This is a genomic window from Actinacidiphila sp. bgisy145, from assembly GCF_057708125.1.
On the sequence record NZ_JBYIRL010000040.1, the window covers coordinates 39,086 to 51,216 of the forward strand.

Below are 12,131 nucleotides of genomic sequence, written 5' to 3' on the forward strand. Positions count from 1 at the left end.
GGACGCCCTCGGTGAGACGGCGGGCGGTGGCCCGGGTCCCGCCGCCGCGCCGCCGCAGCCCCTACCGTGAAGGGATGACGCCTTCCGACGCGGGACAGCGCCCCGTACGGCCCTGGTACGCGCTGGCCGCCGTGGTCTTCGCGGTGGGCATGGCGGGCACCACGCTGCCGACCCCGCTGTACGGCCTGTACCGCCAGGAGCTCGGCTTCTCCGAGTTCATGGTGACCGTGGTCTTCGCCGTCTACGCCTGCGGTGTGATCGCCGCGCTGCTCGTCGCCGGGAACTTCTCCGACCTGCTGGGGCGGCGGCCGGTGCTGCTGGCCGGGCTGGTGCTCTCCGCGCTGAGCGCGGTCTGCTTCGTGGTCGAGGGCGGGCTGCCGCTGCTGTTCGCCGGGCGCCTGCTGTCCGGCTTCGCCGCCGGGCTGTTCTCCGGCGCCGGCACCGCCGCCGTCACCGAACTGGCTGCCCCTGAGCAGCGCGGGCGGGCCTCCTTCGCCGCGACCGCCGCCAACATGGGCGGGCTGGGCTGCGGCCCGATGATCGCCGGACTGCTCGCGCAGTACGAGCCCGAGCCGCTGCGGCTGCCCTACCTGGTGCACCTCGGCCTGCTCGCGGTCTGCGCCGCGGTGGTGTGGGCGATGCCGGAGACGGTGCGCCGCCGCGACCCGCGGCCCCCGCTGCGCCCGCAGGGCATGGCCGTACCGGCCGAGGTGCGGGGGGTGTTCGCGCCCGCCGCGCTCGCCGCCTTCGCCGGCTTCTCCGTGATGGGGCTGTTCACCGCGATCGCCCCGTCGTTCGCCGCGCAGTACCTGGGGGTGTCCAACCTGGCGGTGTCCGGCGCCGTGGTGCTGTCGGTGTTCCTCGCCTCCACCGTGGGGCAGTCGCTGGTGGTCAGGACCGGGGTGGCCCGTGCGCTGCCGCTGGGCAGCCTGGTGCTGATGGCGGGGCTGGTGCTGATCGGCGGCGCGCTGCTCGCGGAGTCCCTGGGCCTGCTGGTCGCGGGCGCGGTGGTCAGCGGCATCGGGCAGGGCATGGCGTTCCGCGGCGCGGTGGCCACGGTGAGCCGGGTCGCGCCCGCCGAGCGGCGCGGCGCGACGATCTCCGCGCTGTTCGTCGCCGCCTACGTCGGTATCGCGCTGCCGGTGGTCGGCATCGGCGCGCTCGCCGTGGGGGTGGGGCTGCGCACCGCGGGCCTGGTCTTCGTGGCCTGTGTGATCGCGATGTCCGGCACGGTCGCGGCCTACCTGCTGCGCCGCCCGCTGCCGGCGACCTGAACGCGGCGCGGGCGGCCGCACGGCCCCGGGGACCGTACGACCGCCCGCGTTCCCGCCTCAGCCGGCGGTCAGTTGGAGTGCTTCGGGCCGAAGAACTCGATCTCGGCGATCGCCACCTGCTTCTTCGCGTCGGTCCCGTAGGAGGACTGCACGGTGAAGCGCACCGAGGTGACCTTGTCGGCGCGGAAGGAGACGGTCTGGCCGCCGCTGCCCTGGTCCAGGGTGACGTGGCGGACGTGGGTCTTCCCGTCGGACGTGGTCAGGGTGACGTCCAGCTGGTGCGGCTCCGCGGACTTCGACAGGTCCGTCGGCTGCGTCGACTCGCCGGGGGTGATGACGAGGTTCAGCAGGTGCACCGGCTGGAGGAAGTCCGCCTGGAGCCACTGGCCGGCCCCGGACTCCGAGATGCCCGGCCCCCACCAGGTGTTGTTGAACTCGTCGAACGCCAGCTTCGGGCCGTGGTCCTTGAACGAGCGCGACGCGTGCACCGAGTCCGGGACGACCGGCGCCCGCTTGGCGAAGTGGTCCTTCGTGGCCTGCACCCCGGCGGGGATGTGCATCGCGCCGATCACCACCGCCACCGCGGCGGCCGCGGCGAACAGCCAGGTCACCACCCGGCCCAGGTTGCGGCGCAGCCGCGGCCGCTCACCGGCCCACGGCGCCTCCCGCCGGCGCCGCAGGAAGAAGTCCAGCACCCGCCGCCACCACGGGCGCCGCGCCCGCTCGTCGTACGGCCGGCCCGCCATCGGCATCGCGCAGCGGCGGCAGAAGTGCCGGTCGGGGCGGTTGCCGGTCTCGCACCAGGGGCAGCCGACCGGGCCGTCGTCGTCGGGCAGCGCGCCCGGCGTACGCACCAGCGGCCGCGCCGCGACCGGGCGGCCCGGCATCACCGCGCCCACCGACGGCGCCGTCGGCGGCCGCTGGGTCGGGTCCGCGACCGGGATCAGCAGCGCCCGGGCCCGCTCCTCCGCCGACTGGGCCTGCGGCTGCGGCTGCTGCGGCGGTTCCGGCTGCTCCTCCTGCTCGTACGGCGCCTCGGCCGCGTATCCCGCCTGGGCCGCCGCGAAGGACTCGGGTGTGTACGTCTCGGGCTCGTACGGCTCCGGTTCGTGCTGCGGGGCCTGGGCGTAGGGGTCGTAGGCGCGCAGCGGACCGTACTGCTGCTGGTCGGGCTGCGGCTGCGGCGGCAACTGCGGGATCGCCGGCGGCTGTTCGAGGGTGTCCTCCATCGGGTCGGTGCCCGCCCGGGGCGCGACCGGCGGGGCCGTGTCGGGCTGCGGCTGCCCCGGCAGGCTCACCGCGGAGCGCCAGCGGGCCGGCGGGGCCGGGCTCTGCGGCGGCGCCGTCCAGCCCTCCTGGGCGGCGCCCGTGCCGCCGACCGGGCCGGCGGACTTGTCGCCCGGGTCCCCGATCACGTCCTGCCCGCCGCCGGAGCCGCGGCCGCCGGCGCCCGTGCCGGCGTGCGGCGGCAGCGGCCCCGCACCCCCGGCCCCGGACCCGGAACCGGCCCCGGACCCCGACCCGCTGCCACCCGCGCCCGCCCCCGAGCCGCCGCCCGAGCCCGGCGGGGTGCCCGGCGCGCCGCCGGCGGACGACGAACCCCCGCCGCCCGCCGCGCTCGCCGCCGGCTCCGCGCGCCGCGCGGCCGCCGCGGCGGGCCGGTCCGCCCAGCCGAGCACCGCCCCGCACCCGTCGCAGAACGACTGGTCGGGACCGGCCTGCGTGCCGCACTCGGCGCAGGTCCGCGCCCGTGGCGGCTGGGCGTCATAGCTACGTCCGGTCACCTTCGGAGGTCCTTTCAACCGCGGTCACCTCGACCGTGTAGGGCATGTGGGCGGGGCGGGCGGCCGCCACCAGGCGGTCCAGCCGCACCTGGTCGGACGGGCCGGCGCCGGGAAGCCGTATCGCGACGTGCAGGTGCGGGCGCTGCTCGCCGGGCACCGGGCCGAGCGGCCGCGCGTCCCAGTCCGCGGCGCCGCTCTCGCTGATCTCCGGCTCCACACCGAACGCGAGCCGCACCACCTCGGCCAGGCCCCGCCGGGTGCCGCGGATGCGGTGCAGGCGCGCGGCGGCGGCCACCGCCCGGCGCAGCGCGGCGACGTCCTCGACGCCGTCGGTCTCCGCGCCCACCCAGTCGCCGAGCCAGCGGGTGAAGTCCGCGGGGGCCAGCGACGGCGCGAAGTACGCCTCCAGGCAGTCCAGCACGTTGTGGATCGGCGCCAGCACCTCGTCGAGACCGGCGACGAAGCGCTGCGCGAGGTCGTCCTCGGCGAAGACGGCCGGCAGCATCGCGCCGAGCGGCGCGGACGAGCCGAGCCCGTCGATCGAGCCGCGCCGCCCGGGCGCTGTCGCCTTGCCGAAGTCGACGCCTGCGGTCACTCCTGGCCCCCGATCACACGCACCCGGTGGTCGAAGGAGAAGACCAGGGACGGCGGTTCGAGGTCGATCCGCTCGGTGGGGTCGCCGCGCTTGCCGGTGAGCGGGTCGGCCGGGTGCAGCAGCACCTCGTCGACCAGCTCCACGCCGGGCACCCGCTGGAGCACCGCGAAGACCTCGCCGGCCTGCACCGGCCGGCCGAACGCCCAACCGGTGCCGCCGGCGCCGCCGGTGAGCGGGTCCAGGTGCCGGTACAGGGCGTCGTGCGCGCGCTGCCGGACCATCTCGGTGTCGGTGCCGCGGAAGGCGTGCAGCGTCGCCACCACCGTGACGCCCTGGTAGTAGGGCGGGCCGACCGCGAGCCGGGTGCCGATCAGCCGCCGGTCGTCGAGGTAGTTCGTGATCCGCTCCAGCAGGGCGTCGTCCGGCACCAGCTGCTCGAACCGCAGCCGCCCGCCGAGGTCGGTGACGGCCTGCGGCACCACCAGCACCCGCACCGCGTGGGCGCCGTGCTCGTCCGGGTCGGCGGCCAGGCAGGTGATCCGGGCGGTCTCCGGCGCGGCCCGGCGGGCCAGCTCCTCGTAGTCCCGCAGCGTCACCGCGCGGTCCTGGGCGCGCAGCGTGATCGGCGCGCGGGCCTTGGCCTCGTCGACGGTCTCGCCGTCCACCCCGCCCTTGGCGGCCTCGCGGTTGACCACCTCGGCGACGTACGGCACCGAGTTGCGCAGCACCTGGATCGCGCCGCGCGCGACGTTCCCGGCCCGGCCGCCGCCGGTGCGGTAGCGGCGGACCCGGATCGCGGCGCCCATCGGCGGCACCGCGCCGTACTGCCGCAGGGTGCCGTCGGACTCGCGCACGGCCGGGCCGAAGGCGATCTCGCCGGTGGCCGCGTCGAGCGTGACGTGCCGGTCGTACGGGCCGGACGCGGCGAAGTGCCCGACCACGTCCCAGTCGACCCAGCCGTTGTCGTCGGTGACCTGGAGCAGCATCGCGGGCACGTCGCCGACCACCGGGTAGTGCGCCAGCCGCAGCCGCTGGCCGGGCAGCCCGGTGGACTCGCCGAGCATCTCGTCGCGGATCGTCTCGGCGTGCACCACGCCGGTGGTGCCGCCGATGGTGAACGCCTCGACCGACCGCACGGTCGGCGAGGTGGTGTAGAACGGCTGCCCGGTCAGCGGCTCGGTGACCCGGCAGCGCAGCCAGCCCGCCTCGCGCCGCCCGGACCGGGACGGGGTGTGGCCGCCGGGCACGTGCAGCACCACCTCGCCGGGCCGGTTGAGGCCACCGGTGCCGTCCCGGTCCACCTCGCACTCCACCCAGCCGTCCGCGGTCCACGCCTCCCAGACCAGCGGCGGCTGCCGCGGGTCCACACCGACACCGTCCACCCGGCTGTCCAGGGTCAGCGCGACCGCACAGTTCGGCACGGCCGCCGACAGCCCCAGCAGCATGCAGTCACCCGGCCGCGGCGACTGGCTGAAGCACAGCAGGTCGCCGCCCTCGGCCAGGTCCGAGGTGCGGTCCACCGCGCCCTTCTCCCCGTGCTGCATCACCAGGTACTCCAGCGAGCACGGCACCACCGTCAGTTCGGCCTCGGTGGCGAAGACCACCGCTTCCTCGTTCTCGGTGCGGGAGGTGGCGACCTCGGTGCCGGCCGGCAGCCGGACCGGCTCGTCCACCGGCGCGGACAGCCAGAACGTCACGTCGGTGCGCGCGGCCGTCGGCGGGAAGAGGGTGATCCCGATCAGGTCGAGGAACGCCAGATGGTTCTTCTCCGGCACCCGGTTGAGCCGGTAGACGACCTGGTCGGCCATGTGGGCGACCGTCTCGACCAGGGTGATGCCCGGGTCGGAGACGTTGTGGTCGGTCCACTCGGGGGCGCGCTGCTGGATGTAGCGCTTGGCGTCGTCCACGAACTGCTGGAAGCGGCGGTCGTCGAGGTTGGGGGAGGGCAGGGCCATCAGCGGTCGCTTTCGGTGGCCGGCCGGGAGCCCGTGGACGACCCTTCGGGGAGGGCGTGGGAACCAGGGAGGCCGGGGGAGGAACTGGCGGAGGCGGGCAGGTCGGGGATGTCGTGCGAGGGGATGGTGTAGAAGGGGAAGACCAGGCTGCGCGGGTTGTTGGTGCCCCGCACCGAGTAGCGCACGTCGATGTAGAGCACGCCCTGCGCGTCACCGGCGGTGACCTCCACGTCCTCCACCTCGATCCTCGGCTCCCAGCGGTCCAGACTGGTGTACACCTCGTGCTGGATACGGCCGGCCGTCGCCTCGTTGACCGGCGCGAAGACCATCTCGTGGATGGCGCAGCCGAACTCCGGCCGCATCGGGCGCTCGCCCGGCGCGGTGGCGAGCACCAGCCGCATCGCCTCCTCGATCTCCGCCTGGCCGCTGACCATGGCGATGCCGCCGCCCGGGCCGATCCGCAGCGGGAACGCCCAGCCGGTACCGACGAATTGCTCTGCCATCACACCACCGGCATCCCGTTGGCGGTGACCACGCCGAGCAGCATGACGTTGGTTCCGTCCACCGTGACATCCAGCGGCGAGCTGAGCATCAGCGCGCCCTCGCCGGAGACGGTGGCGACACCCACGGCGTTCAGCTCCAGCGCGGCCAGCGCGTTGATCGCGACCGCTCCCAGCGAGCGGGCACTGATGGTGCCCGCCTCGATGTCGAGGACACCGCCGCTCTTCAGCGACATCCGGCCGCCTGCCTTGAGCGACAGGTTGGCGCCCGCCTCGACCGACACCGACCGGCTGCCCTTGATGCTCACCGAGCCCTTGCTGTCCACGGTGATCTCGGTGCGGGTCCGGTCCAGGTTGATCACCAGCCGGTCGTCACCGGAGCTCACCCGCACCCCGCGCTTGCCGCCGACCCGCTGGTCGAGCAGGTCCACCCGGTTGTTGCTGCGGTCGGCGAGGGTGTGCCGCACCACCCGGCCGCTGGTCGCGTCGTACGGCTGGACATCCGACTTGCCGGGCTTGTCCTTGCCGTTGTAGAGCCCGCCGATCACGAACGGGTGGTCCAGCGCGCCCCGGTCGAAGGACACCAGCACCTCGTCGCCGACGTCCGGGCCGATCAGCCCGCCGCCGCCGTACCCGCCGAACTGCACGGTCCGGGTCCAGTCGCTGATGTACGTGTCGTCCAGCCACGGGAAGCGCAGCTTGACCCGGCCCTGCTTGAGCGGGTCCTTGATGTCGGTGACCAGCGCGTTGGCCACGCCCGGCAGCCGGGAGGCGCCCGCCGGGGCGGCGCCGCTGCCGCCGGAGGCCAGCCCGTACAGCGACCGCCACTGCCGGCCGCTGACGGTCAGCCAGGTCTCGTAGTGCCGGCCCGCGCCGAAGGTGTGGCGGGCCGCGGTCACCGTGTACTTGCCCTCGAAGGGCGCGCCGACGTCGGCCAGCGCCACCGGGACCCCGGGCCGCAGCTTCGGGTTCCCGTGCACCGTCACCTCCACCTCGGCGAAGGAGCTGGTGACGTCGTCCGACAGCGACTTGGCCGCGTTCGTCACCTCGCCCTGCTTGTCGTACGGGATCTCCGTCTCGACGAGCGTCGCCGGCCCGAACGCGGTGACCGCCGCCGCCGGGCTGGTGCCGATCTTGATACCGGGGTTGTCCGCGGCCGTGGACCGCCCCACCAGGTCCCGCTTGGTCGTCACGTCCCAGCCGCGCGCCTCCACCTTGCTCACCTGGTCCGCGGAGGTCACCGCGGACCGGCAGCGCAGGATGTCGACGCCCGCCTCCAGCACGTACGGGCTCTTGTCGCTCGGCGTGCTCACCGGCGGCGCACCCGAGGCCGGGTCCGGCTTCTCGAACTGGAAGGTGCCCTTGGAACTCAGGGACATCACCATCCCGTTCTCGTCCGCGAGCCGGCTCAGGAAGTCCCAGTCGGTGACGTTGGCCTGGGTGATGAACTCGTACAGCGTCTTGGTCGACTCGATCTTGCCGATCGGGACCTTGTCCTGCGCGGCGAGCTTGCGGGCGATGTCCGAGGCGGTCATGTTGCGGTAGGCCACCACCCGGCGCTGCCGCAGCATCCGGTGCCCGAGGTCGTAGCCGCGGATCACGCTGAACGTGCCGGTGCCGTCGTAGTCCGTCTCCAGCCCGGTGATCTCACCGGTGAGCAGCGGCGACTGCGCCCCCTTCCCGTCGGCGACCGGGGCCAGCACCACCGGCGCGCCGAGCTTGGCGCCGACCTGGCCGAGCACCTTCCGCTTCGGGTCGCGGAAGGTCAGCTGGAACGCGCCCGGCACGCCCGCCCCGAAGTCCACCCAGCCGCCGACCAGCAGCGTGGCCATGGTCGGGGTCAGCGGCGCGCCGCCGATCGTGACGTGCAGGACGTTGGAGTAGCCGATCTTGGTCATCGCAGGCCGACCTCCTCGGCGGCCGGCAGGATGAGTTCGGTGCCCGGCTCCAGCCGCGACGGGTCGTCGATGCCGTTGCTCTCGGCGATGGTGCGCCACACGGTGGCGTCACCGTACTCCCGCCAGGCCAGGTGCTGGAGCGAGTCGCCGGACACCACCCGGTGCACCCGGCGGGCGGTCAGCGCGCCCGACGTCGGGTTCTGGCCGAGGGTGTTGCTCGGGATCTCGTTGAGCTGCACCCGGCAGGTGGCCCGGATCGGCGTACCGGTGGTGCTGAACAGGGTGTAGGACGCCTCCACCGAGGAGACGTACGCGGTGAACCGGGCGGTGGAGAACGAGCCCCACTGGAAGACCACCCACGGCGTCGAGGGCTGCTTCGCCTCGATGCTCGCCGACGTCACCTCGCAGCAGGAGAAGAGCGCCTCCACGTTCTTGCGCACGTCGTTGCTGCTCGGGTCGTCGGACCGGTCGAGGAAGATCTCGACCGACATCTCCCGCGGCTCGGGCCCCATGAACTCCGGCAGCGAGCCGTCCCGGACGGCCGCGGTCGGCGTGGTCTTCCACTGCGCCCGCCGGGTGAGCGACAGCTCCGAGGGGTTGAAGTCGAAGTCGAAGTTCTTGATCAGGCCGCCCGGCGTGGTGCTGTAGCCGATCGGCGGCTGGTGGATGGCGAGCGAGGCCCGTACCAGGCTCTTGCCCGCGCCGACGCTGCTCATTACGCCGCCCCCGCATCCGTGAAGCCGTGGTGGGCGATCTCCAGCACCTCGTTGGCGACCGACGGGCTGTTCGGGTCGAGCGACGGGCCGCGCCAGCTCACCGGCAGCACGTCGATCAGCCCCCAGCGCGCGACGACCGAGCCGTCCGCGCGCAGCGCCGCGATCTGCGCGGTGGGCCGGGTCACGCCGGTGGTGATGGACGTGATCCAGGCCGCCACCTTCGAGGTGTCCGGGGTGAGCGGCCGGGTGAGCGTGATGTTCGAGAACGTCACCCGGGACGGCAGGCTCCACACGAAGCCGTTGTTGCCGCCCTCCTGGTGCTGGTGGATCTCGACGGAGGAGCCCAGCCCCTCGCAGCCGTTGAACACGCCCAGGCTCTCGCCGTCGATGGTCAGGTTGAAGAAGATGGTTGAGCCGGGGTCGAGCTCGCTGGCCATCGATCACTGCCTTTCTGCGGACGAGTCGGGTGGGCCCGGGTACGGGCCCGCGGGTACGGGCACTGCGCGGGTGCGCCGCGGACGTGGCGGTGCCGCGGCGCGGTCAGCGGCGGGAGTCACGCAACCTGCCGATCCGCTCCCGGTCCATGCGCAGTTCGGTGCGCAGCAGCCGGGACAGCGGGCCGATCAGGCGGTGCGTCAACTCGTCGACCTGGCCATCGGACAGCGTACGGGCGTCGAAGCCGGCGCCCGACTCGTCCCCCGCAGGTGAGGAGGTGCGGGTGTCGAACGGGCTGTACGCGGGCGGCGGATCGGACGGAGGGTGTGAACCGCCCCCGCCTCCGCCGCTCTTGTTCTCGCCGCCTTCGCCGTCCCGGTGGGCCGTCACGGCCGTGACCCGCGCCTCCGCGGTGCGCTGGGGGCTGACGAACTTCGCCAGCGACGTGGTGGCCGGCGTCGCGGGCACCCGCTGCACCGGCAACTCGGCCGTGGGCGCGGTCCGTACGGGGCTGAGCGGCGCGGTGGCCTGCGGGGCGCTGCCGGCGCGCGCGGTCTGTGCGGCCTGCGCGGCCTGGAGCGCCTGGATGGACCGCACCGCCTGGGCGTCGGCGGGCGGGGCCGCGGGCGCCGAGGGGGCCATCGCGCGCTGGACGAGCGGCTGGACCGGGGGCTGGTCCGGCTGACCGGGTCGGCCGGGCTGGGTGGGCGCTTGTACGGGCGCGGGCGCCGCCGCGGGTACGGCGGCCGGTGCGGGGCGCGCGGACCGCAACGGTACGGCGGCGACAACGCGTTGGACCGACGGCTGCGCGGCCGCGGCGGCGGTGCGTACGGCCCCGAGCGGCACGGCCGGCGGTACGGCGGCGCCGGACGCCGCGGGGGCGGCCGGGGTGCGCTGGACCTGGAACCGGGCCTGCGGCGGGGCGGCGGGTGCCGCGGGTGTCGTGGGGGCCGCTGGGGCCGCGGTCGGGAACGCCTCGGCGACGCCTGTGAAGGGCAGCGCGTCGGCGCCGTGCCGCACCGGGCCGGTGCTGGTGGGGCGCGGGTCCGGGCTCGGGCTCGGGCTCGGCGCGGAGACCCGGGTGGCGGGCGCGCGGAGCGCCACGGCGGCGGCCGCCGCGGCCGACGCCGCGCGCTGGACCACCGTGCGGGGCCCGGCCGGGCCGGTGGCCGGTGCGGGCGCCGCGACGGCCGGTGCGGCGGTGGGTGCGGATGCGGGTGCGGTGGTGCTGCGCTGGACCGCAGGGGCGGGGGCTGCTGCGGGGGTGCTGGCCGGTCCGGTGGGGCGCAGCGGCACGGCCGCGGGCGCGGTCGGCTGCCCTGGTCCGGCGGGCTGGATCGGGCGGAGCGTGGTCCGCACCGGCCGGGCGGACGCCAACGGGCGTGCGACGGTGGCGCGTTGGACGACCGGGGCGGTCGGCGCCGGGCTTGCCGGGGTGCTGACCGCAGTCGCGGGGGCGGCCGGTTCGGCTGGGGCGGCCGGTGCAGCTGTGGTGGCCGGGGCCGGGGGAGCGGGTGGAGCGGCGCTGCGCTGGACGGGTGCGGTCACGGGAGCGGGCGCGGTGGGTGATGTGGTCGCCGCGCCCGGCGAACGGACCTGCGCGGCAGCCGCGTTCGGGGCGGCCGGCGGCGTCGCGGACGGCCGGACGGCGGGCGCGGCCGTGGTCGCGGAGCGCTGCACCGTACGGCCGGTGAGCGGCTTCGCACCGGCCGGCGGCGCGGACAGGGGGGCGCCCAGCAACGGCCGTTGCCGGGGCGCGGCACCGCTGGGTGCGGCGGGCGCGGCGGCGGACCGCTGAACAGGCTGCGGGGCGGCGGAACTTGGCGCTGCTGCCGAGGTCGAAGAGGTCGAAGAAGTCGAAGGGTTCGAAGGGACACCGGGCGGCGGGGAGACGGGGAGCGCGGAAGTCGGCCCGTTTGCGGCGGACTTGGGCGCGTCGAGGCTGGTCGCCGGGGTCGCCGGGGTTGCGGACGCCGTGGTGCTGCGCTGGACCGCCGGAGGTGCGGCCGGAGTCGAGCCGGTCGCGGCCGAGGAGGGTGCGGCAGGCGCGGCTGCGGCGGACGTGGGCGCGCCGAGGCCGGTGGCCCGGGGCGGCGGGGACGTCGGCCCGGCGGTGGTGCTGCGCTGGACCGCCGGGGACGCGGCGCGAGCCGGGCCGGGCCTGGACGACGACGTGGGCGCGCCGAGACCGGGTGCCCTTGCTGCCCGAGGAGCCGCCGGGCTCGCCGGAGCCGACGGGGTGCCGGGCGGCGGGGAGACGGGGAGTGCGGAAGTCGGCTGGTTTGCGGCGGACTTGGGCGCGTCCAGGCTGGTCGCCGGGGTCGCCGGTGCCGTGGTGCTGCGCTGGACCGCCGGAGGTACGGCCGGAGTCGGTCCGGTCCCGGCCGGAGCCGAGGCGGCCGGGCGGGCGGGCGTCGTCGGCGTCGTGGTCGCAGGAGGAGCGGATGCCGCGGCGCCGGACGCGGAGGGTGCCGCAGGCGCGGTGGCGCTGCGCTGAACCGGTGTGCCGGCGGCTGGAGTCGACGCCGAGGTCGACGGTGCCGTCGTCGTGCGCTGGGGCGCGGACGCCGGAGGCGTCGGCTTCGCCGGGGAAGTGGCGGCGGCCGTGCGTCGCTGGACCTGGGGCGCCGCGGGCGCGGCCCCCGGACCGGAGACGGGCGCGCCGAGTCCCGCCCGGCGGGTGCCGGACCCCGTGGAAGGCGCGGCCTGCCGCTGAACGGGCGCCACCGGCAGGGCAGCCGGGGCGCTCGCAGGCGCGGGTGCCGCGGGTGTCGAGGGTGCCGTGGGTACGGCGGACGAGCCGGATGCCGGGGCCGCGGTGCCGCCCGTACGGGTGGCCTGCCGCTGGACCGGTGCGGCAGCCGGTGCGGGTGCGGGTGCCGGCCCGGACGGAGCGCTCCCACCCGGACCGCCGAACCCGCCCGATCCCGGTGAACCGCCCGGTGCGCCGGGCCCGTTGCCGTCCGACCCGCCG

12 protein-coding genes are annotated in these 12,131 nt (G+C 75.7%); 4 read left to right on the forward strand and 8 right to left on the reverse strand.

Annotation, left to right across the window (positions count from 1 at the left end; genetic code table 11):
- The first annotated feature begins 74 nt into the window (after window positions 1-74).
- The gene (locus tag AC3ERT_RS29370) at window positions 75-1,274 is read left to right on the forward strand and encodes an MFS transporter (RefSeq protein ID WP_435134963.1); all 1,200 of its coding nucleotides are present in this window, start codon (window positions 75-77) and stop codon (window positions 1,272-1,274) included.
- A gap of 68 nt (window positions 1,275-1,342) precedes the next feature.
- Here AC3ERT_RS29370 and AC3ERT_RS29375 read toward each other — a convergent pair whose 3' ends face one another.
- From AC3ERT_RS29375 to AC3ERT_RS29410, 8 genes are all read right to left on the reverse strand, one after another.
- On the reverse strand, window positions 1,343-3,058 hold the full coding sequence (locus AC3ERT_RS29375) for an NADase-type glycan-binding domain-containing protein (protein WP_435177791.1): 1,716 nt from the start codon (window positions 3,056-3,058) through the stop codon (window positions 1,343-1,345).
- On the reverse strand, window positions 3,045-3,563 hold the full coding sequence (locus AC3ERT_RS29380; protein WP_335972234.1) for a phage tail protein: 519 nt from the start codon (window positions 3,561-3,563) through the stop codon (window positions 3,045-3,047). Before AC3ERT_RS29380 ends, AC3ERT_RS29375 begins: the two co-directional genes overlap by 14 nt.
- Before the next feature lie 86 nt (window positions 3,564-3,649).
- Window positions 3,650-5,608 carry a putative baseplate assembly protein gene (locus AC3ERT_RS29385; RefSeq protein ID WP_335972141.1) on the reverse strand — a complete coding sequence of 653 codons (1,959 nt, stop codon included), beginning with the start codon at window positions 5,606-5,608 and terminating at the stop codon, window positions 3,650-3,652.
- Window positions 5,608-6,111 (reverse strand): GPW/gp25 family protein, encoded by a 504-nt coding sequence (locus AC3ERT_RS29390; protein ID WP_335972143.1) that lies wholly within the window; start codon window positions 6,109-6,111, stop codon window positions 5,608-5,610. Before AC3ERT_RS29390 ends, AC3ERT_RS29385 begins: the two co-directional genes overlap by 1 nt.
- Window positions 6,111-8,006: a VgrG-related protein gene (locus AC3ERT_RS29395; protein ID WP_435177792.1), complete on the reverse strand. Its 1,896-nt coding sequence runs from the start codon at window positions 8,004-8,006 to the stop codon at window positions 6,111-6,113. Before AC3ERT_RS29395 ends, AC3ERT_RS29390 begins: the two co-directional genes overlap by 1 nt.
- Window positions 8,003-8,722, reverse strand: a complete 720-nt coding sequence (locus AC3ERT_RS29400; protein WP_335972146.1) for a CIS tube protein — start codon at window positions 8,720-8,722, stop codon at window positions 8,003-8,005. The genes AC3ERT_RS29395 and AC3ERT_RS29400 overlap by 4 nt, the downstream gene beginning before the upstream one ends.
- Window positions 8,722-9,159, reverse strand: coding sequence for a phage tail protein (locus AC3ERT_RS29405; RefSeq protein ID WP_335972148.1), 438 nt, complete (start codon window positions 9,157-9,159; stop codon window positions 8,722-8,724). Before AC3ERT_RS29405 ends, AC3ERT_RS29400 begins: the two co-directional genes overlap by 1 nt.
- A 103-nt stretch (window positions 9,160-9,262) precedes the next feature.
- On the reverse strand, window positions 9,263-10,261 hold the full coding sequence (locus AC3ERT_RS29410; RefSeq protein ID WP_435177795.1) for a hypothetical protein: 999 nt from the start codon (window positions 10,259-10,261) through the stop codon (window positions 9,263-9,265).
- Between AC3ERT_RS29410 and AC3ERT_RS29415 the strand changes: the two genes are divergently transcribed.
- The 3 genes from AC3ERT_RS29415 to AC3ERT_RS29425 all read left to right on the forward strand — a co-directional run bounded on the left by AC3ERT_RS29415 (window position 10,239) and on the right by AC3ERT_RS29425 (window position 11,873).
- A complete protein-coding gene (locus AC3ERT_RS29415; RefSeq protein ID WP_435177797.1) occupies window positions 10,239-10,955 on the forward strand; it encodes a hypothetical protein in 717 nt (238 codons plus the stop codon). The two genes, AC3ERT_RS29410 and AC3ERT_RS29415, sit on opposite strands and share 23 nt — an antisense overlap.
- A 129-nt stretch (window positions 10,956-11,084) precedes the next feature.
- Window positions 11,085-11,654, forward strand: a complete 570-nt coding sequence (locus AC3ERT_RS29420; RefSeq protein ID WP_435177799.1) for a hypothetical protein — start codon at window positions 11,085-11,087, stop codon at window positions 11,652-11,654.
- Window positions 11,655-11,660: 6 nt separating this feature from the next.
- Window positions 11,661-11,873: a hypothetical protein gene (locus tag AC3ERT_RS29425; RefSeq protein WP_435177801.1), complete on the forward strand. Its 213-nt coding sequence runs from the start codon at window positions 11,661-11,663 to the stop codon at window positions 11,871-11,873.
- Window positions 11,874-12,131: the final 258 nt, after the last annotated feature.

Bases quoted from the DNA above. Each gene is read 5' to 3' on its own strand.
- AC3ERT_RS29370 (WP_435134963.1), top strand. From the start codon at position 75: ATGACGCCTTCCGACGCGGGACAGCGCCCCGTACGGCCCTGGTACGCG.
- AC3ERT_RS29380 (WP_335972234.1), bottom strand. From the start codon at position 3,563: ATGCTGCCGGCCGTCTTCGCCGAGGACGACCTCGCGCAGCGCTTCGTC.
- AC3ERT_RS29385 (WP_335972141.1), bottom strand. From the start codon at position 5,608: ATGGCCCTGCCCTCCCCCAACCTCGACGACCGCCGCTTCCAGCAGTTC.
- AC3ERT_RS29390 (WP_335972143.1), bottom strand. From the start codon at position 6,111: ATGGCAGAGCAATTCGTCGGTACCGGCTGGGCGTTCCCGCTGCGGATC.
- AC3ERT_RS29395 (WP_435177792.1), bottom strand. From the start codon at position 8,006: ATGACCAAGATCGGCTACTCCAACGTCCTGCACGTCACGATCGGCGGC.
- AC3ERT_RS29400 (WP_335972146.1), bottom strand. From the start codon at position 8,722: ATGAGCAGCGTCGGCGCGGGCAAGAGCCTGGTACGGGCCTCGCTCGCC.
- AC3ERT_RS29405 (WP_335972148.1), bottom strand. From the start codon at position 9,159: ATGGCCAGCGAGCTCGACCCCGGCTCAACCATCTTCTTCAACCTGACC.